25 protein-coding genes are annotated in these 23,574 nt (G+C 73.3%); 16 read left to right on the plus strand and 9 right to left on the minus strand.

The features are described 5' to 3' along the window. Positions 1-597, plus strand: a complete 597-nt coding sequence (locus tag M0M48_RS08340; RefSeq protein ID WP_257750769.1) for a TetR/AcrR family transcriptional regulator — start codon at positions 1-3, stop codon at positions 595-597. Here M0M48_RS08340 and M0M48_RS08345 read toward each other — a convergent pair. Both M0M48_RS08345 and M0M48_RS08350 read right to left on the minus strand, forming a co-directional pair. Then, positions 560-1,513 carry an alpha/beta hydrolase gene (locus tag M0M48_RS08345; protein ID WP_257750770.1) on the minus strand — a complete coding sequence of 318 codons (954 nt, stop codon included), beginning with the start codon at positions 1,511-1,513 and terminating at the stop codon, positions 560-562. The genes M0M48_RS08340 and M0M48_RS08345 overlap by 38 nt on opposite strands. Then, positions 1,510-2,457, minus strand: coding sequence for an SDR family NAD(P)-dependent oxidoreductase (locus tag M0M48_RS08350; RefSeq protein WP_257750771.1), 948 nt, complete (start codon positions 2,455-2,457; stop codon positions 1,510-1,512). The genes M0M48_RS08345 and M0M48_RS08350 overlap by 4 nt, the downstream gene beginning before the upstream one ends. Before the next feature lie 115 nt (positions 2,458-2,572). Between M0M48_RS08350 and M0M48_RS08355 the strand changes: the two genes are divergently transcribed. From M0M48_RS08355 to M0M48_RS08365, 3 genes are read left to right on the plus strand one after another with little or no spacing between them, the layout of a single operon-like run. After that, positions 2,573-4,519, plus strand: coding sequence for a flavin-containing monooxygenase (locus M0M48_RS08355; RefSeq protein WP_257750772.1), 1,947 nt, complete (start codon positions 2,573-2,575; stop codon positions 4,517-4,519). 14 nt (positions 4,520-4,533) lie between these two features. Continuing rightward, positions 4,534-5,982: an MFS transporter gene (locus M0M48_RS08360; protein WP_257750773.1), complete on the plus strand. Its 1,449-nt coding sequence runs from the start codon at positions 4,534-4,536 to the stop codon at positions 5,980-5,982. Further along, positions 5,979-6,962 (plus strand): alpha/beta fold hydrolase, encoded by a 984-nt coding sequence (locus tag M0M48_RS08365; RefSeq protein ID WP_257750774.1) that lies wholly within the window; start codon positions 5,979-5,981, stop codon positions 6,960-6,962. The genes M0M48_RS08360 and M0M48_RS08365 overlap by 4 nt, the downstream gene beginning before the upstream one ends. 2 nt (positions 6,963-6,964) lie before the next feature. Here the strand turns inward: M0M48_RS08365 and M0M48_RS08370 are convergent, their stop codons facing one another. Then, the gene (locus M0M48_RS08370; RefSeq protein WP_257750775.1) at positions 6,965-7,570 is read right to left on the minus strand and encodes a TetR/AcrR family transcriptional regulator; all 606 of its coding nucleotides are present in this window, start codon (positions 7,568-7,570) and stop codon (positions 6,965-6,967) included. 115 nt (positions 7,571-7,685) lie between these two features. Between M0M48_RS08370 and M0M48_RS08375 the strand changes: the two genes are divergently transcribed. Together M0M48_RS08375 and M0M48_RS08380 are read left to right on the plus strand one after the other, a co-directional pair. Then, the gene (locus M0M48_RS08375) at positions 7,686-8,471 is read left to right on the plus strand and encodes an SDR family NAD(P)-dependent oxidoreductase (protein WP_215816030.1); all 786 of its coding nucleotides are present in this window, start codon (positions 7,686-7,688) and stop codon (positions 8,469-8,471) included. 54 nt (positions 8,472-8,525) lie between these two features. After that, complete coding sequence (locus tag M0M48_RS08380; RefSeq protein WP_257750776.1) at positions 8,526-9,509, plus strand: AurF N-oxygenase family protein; 984 nt, start codon at positions 8,526-8,528, stop codon at positions 9,507-9,509. Between the two features lie 58 nt (positions 9,510-9,567). Here the strand turns inward: M0M48_RS08380 and M0M48_RS08385 are convergent, their stop codons facing one another. Together M0M48_RS08385 and M0M48_RS08390 are read right to left on the minus strand one after the other, a co-directional pair. Beyond that, positions 9,568-10,569 carry a cation diffusion facilitator family transporter gene (locus M0M48_RS08385; RefSeq protein ID WP_257750777.1) on the minus strand — a complete coding sequence of 334 codons (1,002 nt, stop codon included), beginning with the start codon at positions 10,567-10,569 and terminating at the stop codon, positions 9,568-9,570. Then, a complete protein-coding gene (locus tag M0M48_RS08390; protein WP_257750778.1) occupies positions 10,566-11,294 on the minus strand; it encodes a PaaX family transcriptional regulator C-terminal domain-containing protein in 729 nt (242 codons plus the stop codon). The genes M0M48_RS08385 and M0M48_RS08390 overlap by 4 nt, the downstream gene beginning before the upstream one ends. Before the next feature lie 102 nt (positions 11,295-11,396). Between M0M48_RS08390 and M0M48_RS08395 the strand changes: the two genes are divergently transcribed. Both M0M48_RS08395 and M0M48_RS08400 read left to right on the plus strand, forming a co-directional pair. Beyond that, on the plus strand, positions 11,397-12,230 hold the full coding sequence (locus M0M48_RS08395; protein ID WP_257750779.1) for an SDR family oxidoreductase: 834 nt from the start codon (positions 11,397-11,399) through the stop codon (positions 12,228-12,230). Next, positions 12,227-12,601 (plus strand): hotdog fold thioesterase, encoded by a 375-nt coding sequence (locus M0M48_RS08400; protein WP_257750780.1) that lies wholly within the window; start codon positions 12,227-12,229, stop codon positions 12,599-12,601. Before M0M48_RS08395 ends, M0M48_RS08400 begins: the two co-directional genes overlap by 4 nt. An 18-nt stretch (positions 12,602-12,619) precedes the next feature. On the opposite strand, the gene M0M48_RS08405 is transcribed toward M0M48_RS08400, so the two are convergent. Together M0M48_RS08405 and M0M48_RS08410 are read right to left on the minus strand one after the other, a co-directional pair. Then, positions 12,620-13,228 carry a hypothetical protein gene (locus M0M48_RS08405; RefSeq protein ID WP_257750782.1) on the minus strand — a complete coding sequence of 203 codons (609 nt, stop codon included), beginning with the start codon at positions 13,226-13,228 and terminating at the stop codon, positions 12,620-12,622. Between the two features lie 28 nt (positions 13,229-13,256). Continuing rightward, on the minus strand, positions 13,257-14,468 hold the full coding sequence (locus M0M48_RS08410) for a cytochrome P450 (protein WP_257750783.1): 1,212 nt from the start codon (positions 14,466-14,468) through the stop codon (positions 13,257-13,259). A gap of 131 nt (positions 14,469-14,599) precedes the next feature. Between M0M48_RS08410 and M0M48_RS08415 the strand changes: the two genes are divergently transcribed. Further along, positions 14,600-15,151 carry a TetR/AcrR family transcriptional regulator gene (locus M0M48_RS08415; RefSeq protein ID WP_257750784.1) on the plus strand — a complete coding sequence of 184 codons (552 nt, stop codon included), beginning with the start codon at positions 14,600-14,602 and terminating at the stop codon, positions 15,149-15,151. Between the two features lie 29 nt (positions 15,152-15,180). Here the strand turns inward: M0M48_RS08415 and M0M48_RS08420 are convergent, their stop codons facing one another. Then, on the minus strand, positions 15,181-16,521 hold the full coding sequence (locus tag M0M48_RS08420; protein ID WP_257750785.1) for a TIGR04338 family metallohydrolase: 1,341 nt from the start codon (positions 16,519-16,521) through the stop codon (positions 15,181-15,183). A gap of 114 nt (positions 16,522-16,635) precedes the next feature. Between M0M48_RS08420 and M0M48_RS08425 the strand changes: the two genes are divergently transcribed. Next, positions 16,636-17,361 carry a hypothetical protein gene (locus tag M0M48_RS08425; RefSeq protein WP_257750786.1) on the plus strand — a complete coding sequence of 242 codons (726 nt, stop codon included), beginning with the start codon at positions 16,636-16,638 and terminating at the stop codon, positions 17,359-17,361. Positions 17,362-17,397: 36 nt separating this feature from the next. Here M0M48_RS08425 and M0M48_RS08430 read toward each other — a convergent pair whose 3' ends face one another. After that, positions 17,398-18,540 carry a CDP-glycerol glycerophosphotransferase family protein gene (locus M0M48_RS08430; RefSeq protein WP_257750787.1) on the minus strand — a complete coding sequence of 381 codons (1,143 nt, stop codon included), beginning with the start codon at positions 18,538-18,540 and terminating at the stop codon, positions 17,398-17,400. An 80-nt stretch (positions 18,541-18,620) separates the two neighbouring features. Between M0M48_RS08430 and M0M48_RS08435 the strand changes: the two genes are divergently transcribed. Genes M0M48_RS08435 through M0M48_RS08460 form a run of 6 tightly spaced genes read left to right on the plus strand, consistent with a single transcriptional unit; the run spans position 18,621 to position 23,568 of the window. Continuing rightward, positions 18,621-19,283, plus strand: a complete 663-nt coding sequence (locus M0M48_RS08435) for an acyltransferase (RefSeq protein WP_257750788.1) — start codon at positions 18,621-18,623, stop codon at positions 19,281-19,283. A 56-nt stretch (positions 19,284-19,339) separates the two neighbouring features. Beyond that, positions 19,340-20,695: a hemolysin family protein gene (locus M0M48_RS08440; protein WP_215816018.1), complete on the plus strand. Its 1,356-nt coding sequence runs from the start codon at positions 19,340-19,342 to the stop codon at positions 20,693-20,695. Continuing rightward, the gene (locus M0M48_RS08445) at positions 20,688-21,743 is read left to right on the plus strand and encodes a hemolysin family protein (RefSeq protein ID WP_215816017.1); all 1,056 of its coding nucleotides are present in this window, start codon (positions 20,688-20,690) and stop codon (positions 21,741-21,743) included. The genes M0M48_RS08440 and M0M48_RS08445 overlap by 8 nt, the downstream gene beginning before the upstream one ends. Positions 21,744-21,765: 22 nt before the next feature. After that, complete coding sequence (locus M0M48_RS08450; protein WP_215816016.1) at positions 21,766-22,383, plus strand: CDP-alcohol phosphatidyltransferase family protein; 618 nt, start codon at positions 21,766-21,768, stop codon at positions 22,381-22,383. Further along, positions 22,376-23,239 carry a DUF881 domain-containing protein gene (locus M0M48_RS08455; RefSeq protein ID WP_215816015.1) on the plus strand — a complete coding sequence of 288 codons (864 nt, stop codon included), beginning with the start codon at positions 22,376-22,378 and terminating at the stop codon, positions 23,237-23,239. The genes M0M48_RS08450 and M0M48_RS08455 overlap by 8 nt, the downstream gene beginning before the upstream one ends. Continuing rightward, a complete protein-coding gene (locus M0M48_RS08460; protein ID WP_038678772.1) occupies positions 23,236-23,568 on the plus strand; it encodes a small basic family protein in 333 nt (110 codons plus the stop codon). Before M0M48_RS08455 ends, M0M48_RS08460 begins: the two co-directional genes overlap by 4 nt. Positions 23,569-23,574: the final 6 nt, after the last annotated feature.

The raw sequence follows: 23,574 nt of genomic DNA on the forward strand, positions 1-23,574 counted from the left end.
ATGGAAATCGTACCCGCGCCGCGTCCGTCCCTCCGGGAGCAGCAGAAGCGGCAGACCCGGGCGACCATCCTCGACGCCGCGGCCGGGCTGATCGGCGCGCAGGGCTTCCGCGAGACCACCATCGACGACATCGCCAAGGCCGCCGGCGCGAGCCGGGCCACGCTCTACTCCTACTTCCCGAGCAAGGACCTCATCGTCCGCGAGATCGTCATCGAGCTCTGGAACGAGGCCGAGACGCTCTACCGCGTCTTCGGCAACCTCGAGGAGTGGACCCGGGAGAGCATCGGCGGCTGGGTCGAGCACCTGGTCGACGCCTGGGAGGCGAGCGCGGTCCGGCTGCGGGTGCAGAACTCCGGGCTGGTCCGCTACGACGACTTCTACGTCGACTACCACCGCCGGTTCGTCACGGCGCTGACCGCCAACGCCGCGCTGTGGGCGCGCTTCGACGAGGACGACGTGCCGCGCCGGGCCCTGGTGCTCATCGGTGGGCTCGCCACGTTCATGAACACCTGGTTGGTCCGCGGGTGGGAGACCGACCGGCCCGGCGCGGTGGCCACGCTCACCGACGTGTGGTGCGCGATCCTGCGCGTGCCGTGAGCTTGGCCCGCACCAGCCCGCCGATCTCGGCGAGGGCGAGGCGGGCGCGCTCGTGCCGGTCGGCGTGCATGAGGAAGCCGTGGGCGACCCCGGGGTACCGCAGCAGCGCGACCTGAGTGCCCGCGGCGCGCATCCGCTCGCCGTACTCCTCGGCGCCGTCGCGCGCGGGGTCGTGCGAGGCGGTGACCACGATCGCGTCGGCCAGGCCGGAGAGGTCGCGCGCCAGCGTCGGTACGCCGTACGGGTGGTCGCGCTCGGGGTCCGGCCCCAGGTAGAGGCTGGTCGCCCAGGCGAAGTCGCCCGCGGTGATGATCGGCCCGTCGGCGTGCTCGCGCACCGAGGGACGGGTGTCGTCCCGGTCGATCCCGGCGTAGAGGTGCAGCTGGAAGACCAGGGGCGTGCCGCCCTCGTCGCGGGTGCGCAGCGCGACGCCGGCCGCGAGCGTCGCCCCGGCGCTGTCGCCGGCCACCGCGATCCGGCCGGCGTCGACGCCGAGCTCGGCGGCGGCCCCGGCGAGCCACTGGACCGCGAAGTAGGCCTCCTCGGTGGCGACCGGGTAGACGTGCTCGGGCGCCAGCCGGTAGTCGACGCTGACCACGACCGCCCCGGACGCCTCGGCCAGCAGCCGGGCCAGCACGTCGAAGTCGTCGATGCTGCCGATCACCATGCCGCCGCCGTGGAAGTAGGCGATCGCGGGCAGGTCCGGCTCCGCGCTGGGCCGGTAGACCCGCAGCCGCAGGGGGCCGTGCGGCCCGTCGACGACGCGGTCCTCGACGTGGTGCATCGCCGGTCCCTCGCGCCGGGGCAGGGCGGCGAGGGCGGCGCGCGAGGCCTCGATGCCGGCGACGTGCATGGGCACCCAGGTCTCGCCGCGCCCGGCGAGGTAGGCCGCGACGTCGGGGTCGAGGGCGGTCATCGCGCACCCGCCTTGCCGGTCACGTCGGGGGAGACCTTGACGGCCGCCCAGTCGGCGCGCGCCTGCGGGCCCATCCGGCCGACGAAGGCGTCGAGCTGGGCCCACAGCGAGCGGGCGACCAGCACCTGGTCGGGCTCCTCGGGGGCGAGCACCTGGTCGATGAGGGCCGGCCAGGCCTCGGGGACGTGGGCGTCGGCGTACGCGCCCGGGGTCTCGGCCTGCACCACCCGGCTGACGAGCCCGCCGCCGACCGCGAACGCCTCGCCGCTCAGCGTGGTGTCCGCGTGGAGCAGGTACGCCGCGAACGCGGCCACCGCCTCGGGCGGGAAGTGCGCCTCGATGAACGCGCCGAAGCCGGGCTGCTCGATGCCCGCCGTGGAGCGGGTCCACGCCGCGGGCAGGATCGCGTTGGCCCGGAGGCCGGCGGGCCGCCCGAGGATCGCCTGGGTGCGGGTGAGCGAGAGGATCGCGCCCTTCGCGGCGGCGTACCCGGGCATCGCGGGCGCGCCGTAGCTGCCGTTGGAGGAGATGTTGAGGATCCGCCCGGCGCCGCTCGCGACCAGGTGCGGCCAGGCCGCCTCGCTGATCCGGTGCGCGCCGCGCAGGTGCACGTCGACCTGGGTGTCGAAGTCCCCGCCCGCGCCGGCGTTGTTGACCACCACGTCGAGCCGCCCGAAGGCGGCGACCGCGGCCTCGACGATCCGCTCGGCCTCGGTGACGACGTCGCCGGTCACGCCGACGGCGGTGGCGCCCTCGGCGGCGAGGAGCGCGACGGCCTCGTCGGTGGCGGGGGCATGGGTGCCGCCGGTCCAGTCCCGGCCGAGGTCGTTGACCACGACCCGGCACCCGCGCGCGGCGAGCCGCCGGGCGTAGGCGAGGCCGAGGCCGAAGGTCGAGACACCGGTGACGAGAGCGACCTGGCCGTCGAAGCGCAGCTCTTGCATGGGATTCCTTTCGAAAGACTCTCGATGCGAAAACCGAGACGAGAGTCTGGACAGTAGTCGAAGAGTCCACCTAATGTCCTGGCTCACACCGAACGCGTCCCCAAGGAGTCCTCTCGTGTCCGTCGTCGTCCACGACCACCTCGCCGCCTCGCCGGGAGCCGCCGCGCCGCCCGCCGCCGCGGACCTGCGCGCGCACCTGGAGCACGCCGACCCGGCCGTCCTCCTCGCCGTCCTGGCGCAGCTGACCCGGGACCCGGCGGTGCTCGACGAGCTCGGCCCCCGGATCGGGCACGTCCCGGACCCGCCCGAGATGGCGGGCCGCACCGACGCCGCGACGGCCGCGGAGGTCGTCGACCGGCTGGTCGCCGCGCTGACCGCACCGCAGGTGCCGGCGGCCGCCGGCGGCCCGGCGCCCGACGACCTCGCCTTCTTCACCCGGCTCGTGCCGATCGCGATGGGCCTCACCCCGGCGCCGGAGTACTACCCGATGCTGCTGGAGCAGGGCGGCTTCCGGCGGGCCCAGCCGGTGGTGCCGCGCACCCGGCCGCTGCCGGAGTCGGTCGACCTGGCGATCCTCGGCGGCGGGCTGGCCGGCATCGCCGCGGCGCTCACCGCGCAGCGCGAGGGCGTGCGCTACCGGATCTACGAGCGCAACGACGAGATCGGCGGCACCTGGCTGACCCAGACCTATCCCGGCGTCGGCGTGGACACGCCGTCGTCGTACTACTCGCTGTCCTCGCACATCAACCCGGACTGGTCGAGCTACTACCCCAAGGGCGGCGAGTACCAGGACTACCTGCGCGAGGTCGCCGACCGGCACCTCCTCCGCGAGCACGTCGCCTTCGGCACCGAGGTCGAGGGCCTGGTCTGGGACGACGACCGTGCCCGCTGGCGGATCACCGTCACCGACGCCGACGGCACCCGGGTCGAGGAGGCCGCCGTGGTGCTGACCGCGCTCGGCTACCTCAACCGGCCGCGGTACCCGTCCGCGCCGGGCCGCGAGCGGTTCGCCGGCCTGAGCGTGCACTCCGGCGAGTGGGACCCCGCGCTCGACCTCACCGGCAAGCGCGTCGCCGTGGTGGGCGCCGGCTGCACGGCCGCCCAGATCGTCGACGCGATCCAGGACGACGTCGCGCACCTGACCCTCTTCCAGCGCCAGCCGCACTGGGTGGCGCCGCGCAAGCGCGGCAGCGACGACGTCCCCGAGCACCACCGCTGGCTCGGCCGGCACGTGCCGTTCTACGCGAGCTGGCTGCGGCTCAAGGCGTTCTGGGGCTCGGCCGACAACGGCTACCCGGTCGTGCTCGTCGACGAGGAGTGGGCCGCCACGCACCAGTCGATCTCACCGGCCAACGACATCCTGCTCCAGGACTGCCTGGCCTACATCGACCGGACGTTCGGGGCCGGCTCCGAGCTCGCGGCCAAGGTGACCCCGGACTTCGCGCCCTTCGGCAAGCGGATCATCCGCGACCCCGGGCGCTACTACTCGGCGCTCACCCGCGACCACGTCGACGTCGTGGCCGCCGAGCCCGCCGAGATCACCGAGCGCGGCATCCGCACGCCCGAGGGCGAGCTGGTCGAGGTCGACGTCATCGTCTACGCCACCGGCTTCCACCTCGACTTCCTCTCCGGGCTCGACATCCGCGGCCGCGACGGCGTCCGCCTCGTCGACGAGTGGGCCGGCAACGACCCGCGCGCCTACCGCGGCGGCACGGTGCCCGGCTTCCCGAACCTGTTCGTCGCGAACGCGCCCAACGCCAACCCCAGCCACGGCGCGGGCAACAACTTCGGCATCGAGGTGACGGTGCACTACCTCTTCGAGTGCCTGCACCTCCTGGCCGAGGAGGGGGCCCGCGCGCTCGAGCCCACTCGCGCCGCGTACGACGAGTACGTCGCCCGGATCGACGCCGACATGGAGCGCACCGTCTGGCGGCACACGCCCACCGCGCACACCTACTACCGCAACGCGCAGGGCCGGGTGATCCTCGCCTGCCCCTGGCGGCTGGTCGACGTCTGGACCGAGCACCGCGCCCCCGATCCCACCCACTTCACCCTCCGCTGAAAGCGAGCCCGCTCATGTCCGTCTCGACCTCCGACGGCGCCGGACGCGCGTCCGTCGCCGATCCCGGCCACCGCTCGACCCGCTCCTGGGTCGGGGTGCTCCTCGTCCTGCTGCTCCTGACCGAGCAGTCCGCGCTCGGCTTCTCCCTCATCGCTCCGGCGCTGCCGCAGGTCGCCGCGGAGTTCCCCGGCAGCCAGGTGGTCTGGGTGATGACCGCGTTCACCCTGTCCGGGGCGGTCGCCTCGCCGATCATCGGCAAGCTCGCGGACCGCTACGGCAAGAAGCGGATGCTCGTGGTCACCGCGGCCGTCGGTGCCGTCGGCGCCCTGATCTCGGCGACCGCGCCGACCTTCGAGATCCTCGTCGCCGGGCGCTTCCTGTCGGGCATCGCCTTCGCCTGCATGGCGCTGGGCTACACGCTGATCCGCGACACCTTCCCGGTCCGGATGCAGTCGATCTCGATCAGCATCGCCAACACCGGTGTCGGCGCGGTCGGCGTCGGCTCGCTCCTCGTCGCCGGCGTCCTCATCGACCACCTCGGCATGCGCTCGGTCTTCTGGTTCGCCTTCGGGTTCTGCGCCGTCGGCGCGCTGCTCGCCGCGATCGTCGTGCCGGAGACGCCGATCCGCTCGCGCTCGCGGATCGACTGGCTCGGTGCGGCGCTGGTGACCGCGAGCATGTTCGTCGTCATGTTCGGACTGTCCCGCGGCAAGGTGTGGGGACTGTTCGACTCCCGCACGCTGACCTTCGTCGCGATCGGCCTGGTCGGCTTCGCCGTGTGGGTGTGGTGGGAGCGGCGCACGCCCGAGCCGCTCATCCGCCTCGACCTCTTCGCCAACCCGGCGCTGCGCTGGACCGTCATCGCCGGCGGCATCGCGTACGGCGCCACGACCCTCCTCGCCACGCTCATGCCGATGCTGCTCCAGGCGCCGGACACGACGTCGTACGGCTTCGGGCTGAGCGCGACCGCGATGGCCGGCTGGCTGCTGCCGGGTCAGCTCGCGATCGTGGCCAGCGGCTTCGTCGTCGGCGCCACCGCGCGCTCGCTCGGCTTCCGTAACCACCTCACGCTCGGGGCGGTCGCGATCGCCGTCGCCGCGCTCGTGCTCGCGACCGTGCCGACCGTTCCCGCGGTGATGGTGCTGGTCTGGGTGGTCTTCGGCCTCGGCTGCATGATCTATGCCGCCGTGCCCAACCTGACCCTGCTGACCCTGCCCGAGACCGAGCGCGCCGTCGGGTCGAGCTTCGTCGGCGTCGCGCAGACCATGGCCGGCACGTTCATCTCCACGATCGGTTTCACCGTGCTGGCCCACCACGTGCTCGCCGCCGGCCCGACCGGCGTGGTCTACGAGGAGTCCGGCTTCCAGGCCGCCTTCCTCGTCGCCGCGGCCGCCGCCGCGATCGGCGCCGTCGTCTCGCTCGCGGTCCCGCGCGGGCTCCAGCAGCGAGGCGCGGAGCGGTGAGCGCGCTGCTCCCCGAGCCCCGGTACGTCGACACCAACGGCGTCCGGCTGGCGGTCCACGAGGCGCGACCGACCGGGCGGGCGCGGGAGGTCTGCGTCGTGCTGTGCCACGGCTTCCCCGAGCTGGCGCTCTCGTGGCGCCACCAGATGCAGCCGCTGGCCGACGCGGGCTTCCACGTGCTGGCGCCCGACCTGCGCGGGTACGGCGGCTCGACCGGGCCGGCCGAGCCCACGTCGTACAGCATCCGGGAGACGACGGCCGATGTCGCCGGGCTCGTCGCGGAGGCGGGCTACGAGCGGGCGGTGGTCGTCGGCCACGACTTCGGCGGCATGGTGTCGTGGTGGATGCCGCACCTGCACCCGGAGCGGGTGGCGGGCGTGGTCACGCTCAACACGCCCTTCGGCTACTCCCGGGCCCACCCCCTGGAGGCCAACCTGGCGGCGTTCGGGCCGGACAACTACATCGCGCACTTCCAGACACCCGAGCTCCAGGCGCTGCTGGAGAAGGACCCGGCGCGGACCTTCCGGTTCTTCTTCCGCCGCGACACCGGCGCCGGGACGACGCTCTCGGCGACCGGGCGCCACGACGCCGACGCGATGGCCTACAGCCACCGGCTCGCCGACGACGAGGACACCTGGCCCGGCGAGGTGCTGCTGGACGACGCCGAGCTCGCGGCCTACGCCGAGGTCTTCGGGCGCACCGGCTTCGGCGGGCCGCTCGGGTGGTACCGCAGCATCGAGGAGACCTGGCGGGTGCAGAACGAGCTCTACCCGGACGGCGTGATCCCCAGGCTGACGGTGCCGGCGCTGATGATCGCCGCGCGCCGGGACCCGATCTGCCACCCCGACCGCACCGACGACCTGCTGCTGCGGGTCGAGGACCTCGAGCGGCGGATGGTCGACACCGGCCACTGGACCCAGCAGGAGGACCCCGAGGGGGTCACCGCGATCCTGCTCGCGTGGCTGGACCGGCACTTCTGAGGTCAGACCAGGCCTGCGGTGAGGGCGCGCAGGCACCGGACGGCGAGCTCGACCGGTGCCTGCGGCTCGTCGCTCTCGGCCCAGGTCTCGAAGGCGAGCCGGATGGCGTCGGTGGCCGCGGCGGCGAACAGGGCCAGGTCGACCGGGTCGGTGTCCGGAGCGAGCCGGGCGAGGACCGGGCGCAGCTGCCGCTCCGAGTCGAGGTTGACCCGGTACCAGACGGCGGCCAGCGCGGCGTCGTCCGCCGCGGCCCGCAGCAGGCCGCGGACCCAGGGGAGCCCGGGATCGTCGTCCCCGCTGGCCACGGACGCCCGCACCGCGGCCTCGACCGCCGCGAGCAGGGGAGTGCCGGGCGCGGTCGCCGCCAGGCCGGCCCGCCAGGCGTCGCCGCCGACGCTGAGCAGCGGGGCGACGGCGTCCTCCTTGGTCCGGCTGTAGCGGTAGAAGGTGCGCAGCGCGATCCCGGACGCCTCGGCGATCGCCTCGGCCGTCGTCCCGGCCGCGCCGCGCTCGGTGAACAGCCGTGCCGCCGTCCGGGCGATCTCCAGCTGGGTGGCGGCCTTGCGGCGCTCGGTCAGCGAGCCCGACGTCCCCGGTGTCTCGGTCACGGAAAGAGCCTAGCGTTCTCGTGCCGGATGGGCATATTGTGCAGAAATGGCACGTTGTGCCAGATGGAGCGATGACGACGAGCGCCACCGCGACGACAGCGAAGGAGATGCAGTGATGAACCGATACGAGGGACGCCGGGTCCTGGTCACCGGTGGCGGTTCGGGCATCGGCCAGGCGACCGTACTGCGGATGCTGGCCGAGGGCGGCCGGGTCGTGGCCGCCGACGTGAGCGAGGCCGGTCTCGCCGACACGACCACCCGGGCGGGCGAGGCGGCCGACCGGCTGACGACCGTCGTGATCGACGTGGCCGACGAGGCCTCGGTCCGGGCGGGTGTCGCGCAGGCCGTCGAGGCGCTGGGCGGGCTGGACGCCGTCGTCAACGCCGCGGGCATCCTGCGCTCCGCGCACACCCACGAGATGAGCGTCGACGCCTTCGAGAAGGTGCTGCGGGTCAACCTGGTCGGCACCTTCCTGGTCATCCGCGAGGCCGTCCCGGCCCTGCTGGAGGGCAACGGCGCCGCGGTCGTCAACTTCAGCTCGACCTCCGCGCAGTTCGCCCACCCCTACATGGCGGCGTACGCCGCGAGCAAGGGCGGCATCCAGTCGATGACCCACGCGCTGGCCTCCGAGTACGCCCAGGCCGGCATCCGGTTCACCGCCGTCCAGCCCGGCTCGATCTCCTCGGGGATGACCGACGGCAGCGGCCAGAGCAAGCAGAGCGCGGGCCCCGGCCTGCCCGAGGACGCCGACATGAGCCTGTTCATGAAGCTCGCCCCGGCCCTGGGGCAGGGCTTCGCCGGTCCGGAGACCGTGGCCGGCGTCGTGGCGATGCTCGCCAGCGACGACGGCGCCTTCATCACCGGCACCGAGGTCCGCATCGACGGCGGCACCCACTTCTGATCCGGTGCGGCGGGGTGGGTTGCGTTAGGTGTTACCAGCGGTAGCATCAAGTCCATGAGTGGTGTCGCGGTCAAGCAGGGCGTCAACCAAGGTGCGTACGAGGCGATGCTCCGGACGTTGTCCGAGGCATCGGTGGAGCACCACTTCGACGCCTTCACCGACATCGCCTGGGACGACCCCGAGCACGCGATCGACCCCGCCGACCCGCGCTGGATCCTGCCCGACGTCGACCCGCTGGGGCGTACCCAGTGGTACCGCTCGCTCCCGCGGGAGCGGCAGATCGAGGTCGGCTTCTACCGCCAGACCAACGTGGTCAAGGTGGGCCTGCAGTTCGAGCAGGTCCTCATCGCGGGCCTGATGATGTACTGCCTCGACCTCCCCAACGGCCGGGCCGAGTTCCGCTACTCCACGCACGAGGCGACGGAGGAGTGCCACCACACCCAGATGTTCCAGGAGTTCGTCAACCGGACCGGCCTGGACGTCCCCGGCGCGCACAGCCTGTTCCGGACGCTCGGCCCCTTCCTGCCGCTCGCCGCCAAGCACCTGCCCTTCATCTTCTTCATCGGTGTGCTCGGCGGCGAGGAGCCGATCGACTACGTCCAGAAGGTCATGCTCCGCTCGGGTGCCGAGATGCACCCGCTGCTGCACCGGATCAGCCAGATCCACGTCGCCGAGGAGGCGCGCCACATCGGCTTCGCCCACCAGTACCTCGAGCACCGCGCGCCGCACCTCAACCGCCTCCAGCGCGGGTTCGCCTCGGTGCTGACGCCGGTCCTGATGCGGGTGCTGTGCGACGCCATCGTCGTGCCGGGGCCCAAGGCTGTGCGCGACATGGGCATCCCCAAGGAGGTCGTCCGCGAGGTCTGGTGGGGGAGCCCGGAGTCGCGCAAGTTCCTGCGCGACATGTTCGGCGACGTCCGGATGCTCGCCGAGGAGACCGGGCTGATGAACCCGGTCTCGCGCCGGATCTGGCGTGCGATGGGTATCGCCGGGCGGCCCAACCGCTTCCGCAGCGAGCCGGCGCCGGCCGCCGACTAGTAGGGCATGTCTCTCAAGTCCGCGCCTGCTGCGCGGGCGCTGACTTGAGAGACATGCCCTAGGCCGACGGGATCTCCTGCGGGTCCTCGTACCAGTCGGGCAGCGCGGCGGGCCGCAGGTCGGTCTCGTCGTCCGGCCGGGTCAGCGTGAGCACGGCGCGCACGATCTCGGGACGCTCGTGCAGGTCGTCGGCGATGGCGGCCAGGCGCGCGGCGACGTCCGACTCGGGGGCGTCGCCGACCACGTCGACAGCGGCGACGAGGAAGATCCGGTCCGCGCCGACCCACTCCATGTGCAGGTAGCTGACCCGCGCGATGTCGCGGTGCTCCAGCAGCCCGTGCAGGACGACATTGCGGGCCAGCGGGGTGACCGCCTCGCCGGTCAGGAAGTCCATGTTGCGCCGGATCAGGAACAGCGCGACCAGGCCCAGCAGGACGCCGACCACGATCGAGCCGAGCGCGTCCCAGATCGCGTCGCCGGTCAGCTGGTGGAGCAGGATGCCGGTGAACGCGACGACCAGGCCGACCAGTGCCGCGGAGTCCTCGGCGACCACGGCGCGCAGCATCGGGTTCGACGTGACGTGCAGGTAGCGCATGGGCCGCAGCCGGCGCGGGGCCGCCGCGGCGCGTGCCTGACGCAGGGCCTGCAGGAACGAGGTGCCCTCGAGCACGAACGCGATCGCGAGCACGACGTACGCCCACGTGTACGACGGCGTCTCGGCCTCGCCGCCCAGCGACTGGACGCCGTGCCACACCGACACGGCCGCGCCCACCGTGAACAGCCCGAACGCCGCGAACATCGACCAGACGTAGCCGGCCCGCCCGTACCCGAGCGTGTGCTCGTCGTCCGGCGGCCGGGCGCTCTGCCGCTCGCCGACCAGCAGGAACACCTCGTTGCCGGCATCGGCCCACGAGTGCGCCGCCTCGGCGACCATCGACGCGGACCCGGTGACCACTGCGGCGACGGTCTTGGCGATCGCGATGAGGGCGTTGGCGGTCAGGGCGACGAGGACGGTGAGCAGGCTCTCGTTCGGCTGCGCGGGAGCCTCGGGCGTGGTCACCCCACCATTGTGCGGCGCATGTCGACCACCCACTGCTTGTAGGCGACGTGGGAGGCCCGCAGCGCGTCGCCCGGCCAGTCGGCGGGCAGCATTTCGGCGGGCAGCACGGGGTCGGTGAGCAGGTGCCGTCCCGAGGTGGCGCACGCGGTGAACCGGAGCACCGGGTCGTCGGTCGCGGTGGCGTCGAGGAGCGCGCGGGCGGTGCGGGCCCAGGCGTCGAGGTCCCAGAGCCGGGCGGCCAGCGCAGCCGGGTCGGCGACGGGGGCGCCGGTGAAGCGGTCGCACACCTCCTCGACGGCGTCGGGCCAGGCGAGGTCGAGGTTGGCGGGCCGGGTCCACAGGCCCTCGCGGAGCTCGGCGAGGCGCAGCTCGGCCAGCGTCGTGCGCAGGTCGGCGCGCTCGCTCGCGGTGCGCCCGGCGGTGGTGACGGCGACCAGCTCCCAGGCGCCGTCCCAGGGACGGAGCGAGGGGTGCGCGGCCTGCTCCTGGCGGCGCTGCCGGGCGACGAGCCGGTCGGAGAGCCGGTAGCCCCCGTCGTCGTCGCGGACGACGTCCCCGGCGGCGCTCATCCGCGACAGCGCGACCCGCACGGTCGGCTCCGCGAAGCCCACGACCGAGGCGGCCGCGACCAGCTCGCGGGTGGAGAGCCGGGGCACCTCGGCGCCGAGCAGCAGGGTGAGCAGCGCGGAGCGGGTGGAGACGGGCTTGAGGTCGGAGGCAGCCATGGCCCGGCCGATATTACAAGCCGTCGACGGCTGTGCGGGATCTGTTGTGATCTATGTCTAACACTCTTGGCGCGGTTGTCGAGGGTGTGTAACGGTGCCGCCATGAGCGAGAAGCGACTTGCGGGGCGGACCCTGATGATGTCCGGCGGCAGCCGGGGGATCGGGCTGGCGATCGGGCTGGCGGCGGCGCGCGAGGGGGCGAACGTCGTCCTCCTGGCCAAGACCGACGTGCCGGACCCGCGGCTGCCCGGCACCGTGCACACGGCGGCGGCCGAGATCGAGGCGGCCGGCGGCCAGGCGCTGGCCGTGGTCGGCGACGTACGCGACGAGGCCTCGGTCGAGAACGCCGTGGCCCGCGCGGTGGAGCGCTTCGGCGGGATCGACATCTGCCTCAACAACGCCTCGGCCATCGCGCTCGACGGCACCGAGGCGCTGCCGGTCAAGAGGTTCGACCTGATGACCCAGATCCAGCTGCGCGGCACCTACCTGCTCACCCGGGCCTGCCTGCCGCACCTGCGCGCCGGCACCAACCCGCACGTCCTCTCGCTGAGCCCGCCGCTCAACCTGTCCCCGGAGTGGCTCGGCAAGCACCCCGCCTACACGCTCGCCAAGTACGGCATGTCGCTGCTGACCCTCGGCTGGGCGGCCGAGTACGCCGAGGCCGGGATCGCCGCCAACTGCCTGTGGCCCGAGACCCTCATCGCGACCGCGGCGGTGCAGAACCTGCTCGGCGGTGACGACGCGATCGCCAAGGCCCGCACGCCCGCGATCGTCGCCGACGCCGCGATCGAGATCCTGACCCGCCCCTCGCGCGAGTTCACCGGCCACGCCGTGCTCGACGTCGAGGTGCTCCGCGAGGCGGGCGTCACCGACTTCTCGGGGTACGGCGGCACCGGCGAGCTGGAGTACGACATCTTCGTGGACGGCCCCCGATGAGCGCCCCCCGCGATGCGTACGCCGCCACGCTCGGCGTCGACGTCACCGGTCACGGCGGCGGGCGTGCCGAGGCCCGCGTCGTCGTCACCGGCGACCACCTCAACCCGCACGGGACCGCGCACGGCTCGTTCCTGTTCTCGCTGGCCGGCATCGCCCTGGCCGCGGCGGCCAACGACGCCGAGCACTCCGGCGTGGTCAGCGCGGTGCAGATCGACTACGTCCGCCCGGCGCGGCCCGGGGACGCGCTCGTGGCGAGCGCCGAGGTCGCCGAGCGGCTGGCCAAGGAGGACATCTTCGTGATCCGGGTGACCCACGGCGACGAGCTCGTCGCCCGGGCGACCGGGCGGGCGAACCGGCGGGTGCGCGCCTAGGGCGTGCTCCCCAGCCGCTCAGCGGCGGTGCCGGCGGACCTTGGCCCGCACCTTGTGCCGGGCCTGCTGGGTGGCCTGGGCCGTCGCGACGTCGATGAGGCTCTGCGGGACCGGGTCGGTGAGTGCCGCCGCGGTCGCGGCGGCCTGGGCCTGGTCCGCGGCGGTCTGGGCGGCGACGGGAGTGGCCTGCTCGACGGCGACCTCGCCCGCGATCTGCGTGGCGAGCGCGTCGGCGGCGGCCTGGGCCTTGCGCTCCGCGCAGGCGCGGGCCTTGGCCCGGGTGGCGCGGGTGCAGCTGCGCTCGGCGGTCTGGGTGGCCCGGCCGGTCGAGGTCGCGGTCGCCGTGCTCGACCGGGTGGCGCTCAGGTAGACGTAGCCGCGGCCCTTGGCCCGGTGCCAGTGGCCGTGGTGGCGCTTGCGCACCTTCACGACGACGGTCTGCCGGTAGGCCCGTGCGCTGCGGGTCGCGGTGACGGTCGCGCTCCGGGTGACGCTGACCGTCGCGCTGCGCGTCGCCGTGACCTTGACGTCGGCGGCGGCGGCCTCGGCGGGGGCGGCCAGGGACGGCGTCGCGAGCAGGGCGAGGCTCGTGGCGAGCACGGTCAGGGCACGACGAGGAGAGGACACCGCGGCAGCGTGCCCGCCCCGCCGCGGGTCAAACCAGCCGCAGCCGGAGCCGCAGTCGTGCGTGCCGGCGCACGAAGATGCTCGGCACCCAGGCCGCGGCCTCCTCCTCGGGACCGTCGAGGGTGAACGACGTGGTCCGGGTGAGCAGCGCGTGGATCGCCACGGTCGCCTCGAGCCGGGCGAGCGCGGAGCCCACGCAGAAGTGCGTCCCGCGCCCGAAGGCGAGGTGCCGGCGGACGCCGGCGCGGCCCAGGTCGAGGGCGCCGGGCTCCTCGAAGCGAGCCGGGTCGCGGTTGGCCGCACCCCAAAGGAGCAGCAGGCTGCTCCCGGCCGGGAGGTCGACGCCGCCCAGCGTGGTGTCGGCGAGGACGTGCCGGTAGTGCCCGCGGAAGGGCGACTCCAGGCGCAGGCACTCGTCGAGGAACGGGTCGATCAGGTCGGGCTGGGCGCGCAGCAGGCGCTGCAGGCAGGAGTCCGTCGCCAGCCGCCGGGCGGCCGTGGCGAGCAGGCCCGCGGTCGACTCGCCGCCGGCGCCGACGAGCTGCAGCAGGACCAGGACCGCCGTACCGGGCTCGAGGTCGCCGACCTGGCAGGCGACGGCGAGCTCGCCCATGAGGTCGTCGCCGGGCCGGTCGAGCGCCTCGTCGAAGCGGGCGGCGAGGTAGGCGTGCAGCTCGAGCGAGGCGTTGATCGTGGCGTCCAGCCGCTCGCCGTCGACCCAGCCGCCGAGCATCTCGGTGCTGTCGTAGGCCCAGCGCAGCAGCGCGGGCACGTCCGCGGGCGCCAGCCCGATCAGCTCGGCGACCAGCGCGAGCGGCAGCCGGTCCGCGACGTCGCGCGCCCAGTCGACGGTGCCGCCCGCGCAGTGCGCCGACCACAGCCCGTCGACCTGCTCCTCGACGGAGGTCTCCAGCGCCCGGATCCGGCGGCCGAGCGTGGCCAGCACGGCGGAGCGGTGCAGCCGGTGCGCGGGATCGTCGGCGGTGGCCAGGACCTGCTCGACGGTGCCGCCGCCGTCCATCGGCAGCGCCCCGGCCGACCCGTCGGCCCGGCGCAGGAGCACCGAGCGCAGGTGCGAGGAGTAGGTCTCGGGCGCGCCGAGCACCTCCTGGACCAGGTCCCACGACGAGACCAGGTGGAAGCCGGTCGCGCCGACCCGGTGCACCGGCGCCGCGGCCCGCAGCCGGTCGAGCGCCGGGTACGGGTCGTCGATGAGCGCCGGGTCGAAGACGTCGAACATGGCTCCAGCGTCGGGCCGGGTCCCGGCGCCGTCAACGGGAGCGGACAGGCCCGACCCGGACTCCGGTGCCGGTGTCTCATCCGCCGCTTGGAGGTGGCGCGAGCGTGTCTCGTCACGAGATGCTTCGCCGCATGACGCAGGAGGACTGGCTGATCGACGGGCGACGCCGGGACGCCGCCGTCCGCCGGGTGCACCGGGCGGCGCGCGAGCTGTTCCTGGAGCGCGGCGTCGAGCGGACCACGGCGGACGCCGTCGCCCGGCGGGCCGGCTGCTCGCGGGCGACCTTCTACCGCCTGGTGGGCAACCGGGCGGCTCTCGTCGACGCGCTGCTGACCGCCGGCGCCGCGAGCGTGGTCGCGCGGGTCGAGGCGGCGACGGCGGGTCTCACCGGCGCGGCCCGGGCGACCGAGGCGATCGTGACCGCGGCCGAGGCGATCCGGGCGGACGCCGTCGTCGCCGCCTGGCTGCGCGACCGGGCGAGCCTCGACGACGTCCTCGGCGGCCCCGAGGGCATCACCGCGCTGGCGCGCACGCTCACCGGTGCCGCCCGGACGGGCACCGCCGACGGCGAGTGGATCGTGCGCTCGGTGCTGGCGCTGGTGGCGATGCCGGGCCGCGACGGCGCGGCCGAGCGCGAGCTCGTGGCGTCGTACGTCGTCCCGGGACTGGGACTGCCGGGCTAGAGCGTGCCGTCGACCGCGGTGGCGGCCGGCTACCGCGGCTGATCGATGGCCCGCTCGGTGCCCAGCCGGGCCCGAGCGGCGGCGCGCGTCCCGGCGTCCCGCGAGCCCGGCGCGGCCTGGGCCGCCGAGGCGGTGCCCTTCCAGGTGCCGCGGATGTCGTGCTCGCGCTGCATCCGGCCGAAGTAGTCGACCACCTCGACCTCCTTGGCCCGCAGCGCGAGCTCGGTCGAGGTCGGCCCCTCGGCGACCGGGGCGTCGGCCGCGACCGCGGCGGCCCGCTCCTGGGCCCGGGCGGCCGCCAGCCGCTCGCCGACGTGGTCGGCCCACGCCTCGTAGAACGCCGCCCGCGCCGTCGACCCGTGCACCGGCCGTACCTCCCAGCGCCGCCGCCGCGCGTCCCACACCTGGCGCTGGTCGGCCTTGTGGGCGCCCGAGCGCAGGTGGGCGTCGCCGTCGGCGACCATCTGGGTGACCAGCGAGGCGTAGAGCGCCTTGACCACCGCGAGGTCGGAGGGGAAGCCGTAGAGCGTCACCCGGGTGTTGCTCGTGTAGATCGCCACCCGCACGTCGTTGGCCCGCGCGATCTCGAGCACCAGCCGCACGTAGCGCGCCAGCGAGCGCTTGCCGGACTCACCGATGAGGACCGTCTCGTAGGCCGGGTCCTCGCGCTGCTCCTCGGCGCCCGCCGTTGCCCGCGCCACCGCCAGCGCGATCTGGTGCCGGGTCGCCAGCGCCTGCGCCTTGGCGAAGAAGGCGTCGCGCTCGGCCGTGTTGCTCGTCCGCTCGGCCTGACGCAGCAGCCGCCCGATGCGCAGCAGCGTGCGGTCCTCGCCGTCGACCCCCGTGTCGAGCCCGGTCAGCCGGTAGGCGGTGTGGAGCAGGTCGGCCTGGACCGGCTGCCCGATGTCCTCGAGCAGCCGCAGGTACGTCGTGCGGAACTCCCGCCCGTGCCCCTCGGCCGGGTTGAGGTGGTGGGCCAGCTCGTGCAGCACCACCGCCGCCCGCAGCGACCACGCGCCGCCGACCTCGCGCGGCGGGATCGCCATCACCCCGCGCAGCGGGAGCTCGTCGTACTCGTAGTGGGCGCGCGAGCGCCCGCGCCGGGCCCGGACCACGACCGGGACGCTCGCGCGGTCGAGGCCCGCGCCGTCGTCGTACCGGCTGGCGGTGGCGGTCAGGTGGGCGAGCACCCGGTCGACGTACGCCTGGACGGCGGTGGGGTCGGAGAACCGCACCTCGACCTCGGGCTCGAACGCCTGCACGCTCGCCCCTACCCGGACCCGGACCGGCTCGCCCGGCGTCCGGCTCGCGTCGTCGAGCCAGCCGGCGAAGAGGTCCTCGGCGGCGTAGACGTCACGCGTGTCGGGCATGGTCGAAGCCTCTCAGGTCCCGCCGACATATTCCGGGACCGGTCGGGGTAGCCTCCGCTGGCGGCAAACGCCGCGAAGGTTCACCACAACTCAATTCCGGGGACTCCCATGAACATGAACATGAAAGCACTGCGCCGCGTCGTCCTGATGGTCGTCGCGCTCGTGGCGAGCTCGCTCTCGCTCGTCACCGTGTCGTCGGCGCCCGCGAGCGCCGACACCTACAACGGTGCCGTCGACGTCCGGGCGACCGTCGCGGTCCGCGAGGGCGGCACCGCCACCGTCGAGGCTCAGGTCTACTTCACCGCTCCCGACAACGAGGACTACCTCGTCTCGGCCGGCACCGCCCGCCTCGAGCAGCTCGCCTACGGCTCGTCGACCTGGGCCGCCGTGAGCACCCAGACGATCACCACGTCGACCAACAAGCTGACCTGGACGGTCCGCCCGGCCAAGACCACGAAGTACCGCGTCGTCTACTCCGGCGGCACCTACACCTACCCGAGCGAGACCGTCGTCTGGACGCCGGCCACCTCGGCGCCCGTGTCGGTCGGCGTCGCGCGCAACCTGCACGACAAGTACAAGAAGCGCACCAAGGTCTTCAGCGGCAAGGTCACCTCCTACGGCCGCAAGCCGGTCATGATCCAGAAGACGACCTGCGCCACCCCGAAGGCCGCGACCTGCAAGTGGACGAAGTTCCGCACGGTCAAGACCAACGCCAAGGGCGCCTGGTCCGTCAAGCTGCCGTTCAAGCGCACCAAGACGACCTTCCGGGCGGTCGTCAAGCCGGGTGCCGGCTACATCACCAGCTACTCCAACTGGGTCATCAGCACCCAGCTTCGCTGACCGTCTCAGCACAGCCAGCCGGAGCCGCCTGACCCGTCAGGCCGACTCCTCCAGACCGGCTTCGGGGCTCGCGCCCCGGAGCCGGTCGCGCTTTTCGACCAGCGCCGTGACCGCCTCGACGAAGCGGACGGTGCTGTCGCCCACCCCGTTGTCGTCGAAGTAGTGGTGCCGCATGGCCGCCCGCGCGATGCGGTGCTCGTCGTGGGCGAGGCGGTCGGTGAGCAGGGCGGTGAGGCCGGGGAGGTCGGCGGTGTCGATGACGTCGGCGCAGCGGCTGACGGGGACCTCCTGGCGCAGGCGCTCGGCGTCGTGGTGGCGGTCGGTGATGAGGATCGGCTTGTCGGTCTGGAGGTAGAGCCAGTCGAGGCCGACCGAGGAGACGTCGGTGATCATCGCGTCGCAGCCGGGGAAGACGGCGAGGATGTCGCCCTGCCAGATCGCGGCGTGGCCGGCCTCGGGCTCGGCCTCGGCGGCGCGCTCGACGAGCTCGAGGATGGCCTGGTGGGCCTCGCGGATGGCGGGGGTCTGGCTCGTGGTCACCTTGGGGTGCGGCTTGTAGACCAGCCGTACGTCGGGCACCGCGAGGACCGAGCGGGCGATCTCGACGCCGAAGACGTCGACCGAGGTGTAGTCGTTGTAGTCCGCGTCGCCCTCCCAGGTCGGCGCGTAGAGCACCGTACGACGCTCGCTCGGCGGCACCAGCGGAGCCGGGCGCAGGTCGAGCTGGGGGCGGCCGATGCGGACCAGGCGCGACTCGTCGAGCTCCATCAGGGCCGCGCGGTGGCGCAGCACGGCGGCCTCGCCGGCGACGAAGACGCGGTCGTAGGCCTTGGCGTTGTTGGACACCATGCTCTGCTTGTCGCTCTCGCCGTGGTTGATGTGCACGTGCAGCATCCGGCCGTCGAGCAGCGAGTTGAAGTTGAGCATCGAGTTGTTGCAGTAGAGGACGACCTTGGCGTCGAGCTCGTCGTAGGTCGCGGCGAGGTCGGCGAAGCCCGGGGCGAGGTGCAGCGGCAGCGAGGTGCGCTCCTCGAGGAGCGCCCGGGTGTCGGCGTCGCGCACCAGGAGCGCGACGGGATGGGTGTCATCGAGCCGTTCGAGCACGGGCAGCCACTGGAGGAGCTGGTAGACCCGGGTCGGGTCGTCGGCGAAGTAGGCGATGACGTGGGGCTTCTGCACTCCCGGATTTTACGGCCCCGAACGGGGTGCGAACGAACCGGAGAACCCCCGCCAAGGTTGCATTTCGGTAACCTCCACCGGTGCCCGATCTCCGGCGTCCGCTCCACCGCCTGCTCAACCGCTCCATCCATGCTGCCTGGCGCTGGGCCGAGCACGTGGGCGACGTCTCGCCGGGCACCGACCTGGCCGACCGGTTCGGGACCTTCGGGCCCGGCGCGTGCCTGGCCTTCCCGCTCTCCGACGTGGTCAACGCGAGCGCGATCCACATCGGGCGGGACACCCTGATCGGCAAGTACGCGACGCTGTCGGTCGGCTACGGGCCGACCCAGGAGGTGCTCCCCGAGCGCGGCCTGGTGGTCGGCGAGCGCTGCGTCCTCGGGGCGCGCATCTGCATCACCGCGCACGAGTCGATCGAGATCGGCGACGACGTGTGGTTCGGGCAGGACGTCTTCGTCTCCGACGCCAGCCACGGCTACCAGGACCCCGAGGTCCCGGTGGGCCGCCAGTTCGGCGCGCACCAGCCCGTCTCCATCGGTGCCGGCACGTGGATCGGGCACGGCGCCATGATCCTGCCCGGTACGACGATCGGCCGGAACGTCGTCGTCGCGGCGGGCTCCGTGGTGCGCGGCGACGTACCGGACCACAGCGTCGTCGGGGGAGTGCCGGCCAAGCTGATCCGGCGCCTCGAGCCGGGGGCCGGCTGGGTCCGGGTGCGCGAGGACGCCCCCGCCGTCAGCGGGTGAGCACCGCCCGGCCGGTAAGGTGGTGCACTCCTGACCCGCCCTGTTGAAGGACACCGATGACCGCCTGGCTGTTGCTGGGACTCGCCATCCTCTTGATCCTCGCCTGCGGACTGTTCGTCGCCGCCGAGTTCGCCTTCGTCACCGTCGACCGTGGTCAGGTCGACCGCGCCGCGGCCGACGGCGACCCCGCGGCGATCGGCCTCCAGAAGGCGCTGCGCACGCTGTCGACCCAGCTCTCCGGAGCCCAGGTCGGCATCACGATCACCAACCTCGCGATCGGCTTCCTGGCCGAACCGGCGATCGCCGAGCTGTTGCGCGGGCCCCTGCTCGACGCCGGCGTCTCCGACAGTGCCGTCCGCCCGATCGGCGTCGCGCTCGGCCTGACGCTGAGCACGCTGCTGACGATGCTCATCGGCGAGCTGGTGCCCAAGAACGTCGCGATCGCGCTCCCGCTGACGACCGCGCGTCTGACCCAGCGCCCCATGCGGGCCTTCACCGCGGTGTGCCGCGGGCCGATCAAGGTGCTCAACGGCAGCGCCAACGCGATCGTGCGCCGCCTCGGCGTCGAGCCCCAGGAGGAGCTGCGCTCCGCGCGCAGCTCGACCGAGCTGGCCTCGCTGATCCAGCACTCCGCCGACGAGGGCACCCTCGACGCCGACACCGCCGAGCTGATGGAGCGCTCGGTGGAGTTCGGGACGCGCACCGCCGGCGAGATCATGACCCCGCGCGTGCGCACCCGCAGCCTCGAGACCAACGACCGCGCCAGTGCGGTGATCGCGCTGGCCCGCGAGTCCGGCAACTCCCGGTTCCCGGTGCTCGACGAGTCCGACGCGGTCGTCGGCACCGTGCACGTCAAGAACGCCGTGGCGCTGCCGCTCCACGAGCGCGCCACGACCAAGGTCAAGCACCTGATGGCCAAGCCGATCGTGGTGCCCGACTCGCTGCGGCTCGACCCGCTGCTCGCGCTGCTGCGCGCCGAGAGCTTCCAGATGGCCGTCGTCCTCGACGAGTACGGCGACCACGCCGGCATCGTCACCCTCGAGGACGTGATCGAGGAGATCGTCGGCGACATCGCCGACGAGCACGACCGCCTCGGCAGCCGCGGCCGGCTGCGCCGCGACGGCACCTGGTCGCTGTCCGGACTGTTGCGCCCCGACGAGGTCGAGGACCTGACCGGCGTCGAGCTGCCGGAGAACGAGGACTACGACACCGTCGCCGGCCTCGTGCTCAAGGTGCTCGGCCGGATCCCCGCCAACGGCGACACGGCCGTCGTACCGCTGGCGGTGCCGGCGAGCGCCGAGGACGACGACGAGCCGCTGCGCCAGGCGGTGCTCACCGTCGACCACATGGACGGGCTGCGCATCGACCGGCTCTCGCTGCGCGTCGAGGAGGTGAACCCGTCCGATGGGTGACTTCGCCGGCGTCCTGCTCGCCGTGTTCCTGCTGGCAGCCAACGCCTTCTTCGTCGGCGCGGAGTTCGCGCTGATCTCCGCCCGCCGCAGCCAGATCGAGCCGCAGGCCCAGGCCGGGTCGCGGATGGCCCGGATCACGCTGACCGCGATGGAGCGCGTCTCGGAGATGATGGCGGGCGCCCAGCTCGGCATCACCATCTGCTCGCTCGGCCTCGGTGCCGTCGGCGAGCCCGCGCTCGCCCACCTCATCGAGCCGGTCTTCCACGAGCTCCACGTCCCCGAGGCGTGGCTGCACCCGGTCGCCTTCGTGATCGCGATGACGATCGTGGTGTTCCTGCACGTCGTCCTCGGCGAGATGGTGCCCAAGAACATCGCCATCGCCGGACCCGACCGCGCCGCGCTGATCCTCGGCCCGCCGATGCTCGGCATCGTCACGGTGCTGCGCCCGATCATCGCGTCGATCAACGCCATCGCCAACGGCATCCTGCGGCTGCTGCGGATCGAGCCCAAGGACGAGATCGGCAGCACCTTCACCCGTGAGGAGGTGGCCGCGCTCGTCGAGGAGTCCCACGGCGAGGGGCTCCTGGCCGAGGACGAGTACGACCGGCTCTCCGGCGCCCTGGGCTTCACCGAGAAGACCGTGGCCGAGGTGATGATGCGGCCCGAGTCGCTGGCGACCGTCGTGCGCGGCTCCACGGGCGCCGACGTCGAGGCGCTCTGCGCGAGCACCGGCTTCAGCCGCTTCCCCGTGGTGGGGGAGCAGGGCGACCTGGTCGGCTACCTGCACATCAAGGACGTGCTCGAGCCCGACGAGGAGCGCCGCGAGCGGCCCGTCGCCGATCGCTGGATCCGCCCGTTCGCGACGGTCACCCCCGAGATGCTGCTCCACGACGCGCTCGAGGTGCTCCAGCGCCGGGGCTCGCACATGGCGCGCGTCGTCGACACCAGCGGTACGACGCAGGGCGTGGCCGCGCTCGAGGACGTCATCGAGGAGCTCGTCGGCGAGATCCGCGACGCGGCGCACTCCGACGAGACGCCGATCGCGTAGGGCATCCCCTAGGGTGTCGTCCGTGGCTGGATCGAGGACGCGTGCCGACCGTCCCGAGGGGACCGGCCGCGGTCGCGTGCTGACCGTGCCCAACGCGATCAGCCTGCTGCGGCTGCTCGGCGTCCCGCTCTTCCTGTACCTGGTGCTCGGGCCCGAGGCCGACGTCCTGGCGCTGGTCGTGCTGATGCTCTCGGGCGTCACCGACTTCCTCGACGGCTGGCTCGCGCGCAAGCTCGACCAGCAGTCCGAGCTCGGCCGGCTGCTCGACCCGATCGCCGACCGCCTCTACATCCTCGCGGTCGTGGTCGGCCTGGCGATGCGCGACATCATCCCGTGGTGGCTGGCGCTCTCGCTGCCGCTGCGCGACCTGCTCCTGTGGGGCCTGGTGCCGCTGCTGCGCACCCGCGGCTACAGCGCGCTGCCGGTCCACTTCCTCGGCAAGGCCGCGACGTTCAACCTGCTCTACGCCTTCCCCCTGCTGCTCCTCGGCGACGGGGACGGCACCGTCGCGACGCTGGCCCAGGTGTTCGGCTGGGCGTTCGCGCTGTGGGGCGTCGGGCTCTACTGGTGGGCCGGCGTCCTCTACGCCTGGCAGGTCCGCAAGCTGCTCGCCACGACCGAGCGGCGCCGCCGTGACTGAGCAGCCGCCGACCCAGCTCGACCGGGCCCGGACGCCGCTGCTGACGCTCATCACGCAGGAGGCGCTCGACCGCGACTACCAGGTCGCGGCCTCGCGGCGAGGTGCGGACGTGGACCCGGCGCGCGGCCGGCGCTACCGCGGCGGCGTGATCGCGGTGATCGGCGTCTTCGCGATGCTCGTCACCGTGGCCGCCGTGCAGACCTCCCAGAACGCCGACGTCGACGACGCCAGCCGGGCCAGCCTGATCAGCCGGGCCGAGGCGCGCCGCGACCTGCTGCGCGCCCAGCAGGACCGGATCGCCGACCTGCGCCGCGACAACGCCGTCGCCGAGGACGCGCTGAGCTCGCTCAACCGGCGCTTCGCCGACGCCCGGGCCCGGGTCGCCGACACCGGAGCGCTCACCGGCTTCGCGCCCGTCCGGGGCCCCGGGGTGCGCGTCGTGGTCGACAACCCCGACTACGCCGGGCCCAACGAAGTCATCCGCGACTCCGACCTCGCGCTGCTCGTCAACGGCCTGTGGGAGGCCGGCGCCGAGGCGGTCTCGATCAACGGCCAGCGGCTCTCGGCGGTCAGCGCGATCCGCAACTCCGGCGAGCCGATCGAGGTCAACAGCGTGGGCATCGCGCCGCCCTACACGGTGGTCGCCATCGGCGACCCGCGCTCGCTCAGCGCCGACCTGGTCGAGACCCGGGGGTGGTCGCGGTTCGTCGTCCTGGCCGACCAGTACGGTTTCAGCCACGACATCGACCGGGTCGACGACCTGCGCCTCGGATCCGCGCCCAGCGGCTTCCAGCGACTACGGTCGGCGAAGTACGCCCAGCCCAACCCGAAGCACAAGGGAGGTGACGCGCCGTGATCGCGGTGCTCGGACTCGTCGTCGGCGTCGTCCTCGGTCTGGTGTTCCAGCCCGATGTCCCCGCCGGACTCGAGCTCTACCTCCCGATCGCGGTCGTGGCCGCGCTCGACGCGGTGTTCGGCGCCCTGCGCGCCTACCTCGACGGCATCTTCGACGACAAGGTCTTCGTCGTCTCGTTCGTCAGCAACGTCATCATCGCCGCGGGCATCGTCTACCTCGGCGACCGGCTCGGCGTCGGCGGTCAGCTCTCGACCGGCGTCATCGTCGTGCTCGGGATCCGGATCTTCACCAACGTGGCCGCCATCCGCCGCCACCTCTTCCACGCGTGAGCCCAA

The organism is Pimelobacter simplex (genome assembly GCF_024662235.1).
In the GTDB taxonomy this organism is placed as follows: domain Bacteria; phylum Actinomycetota; class Actinomycetes; order Propionibacteriales; family Nocardioidaceae; genus Nocardioides.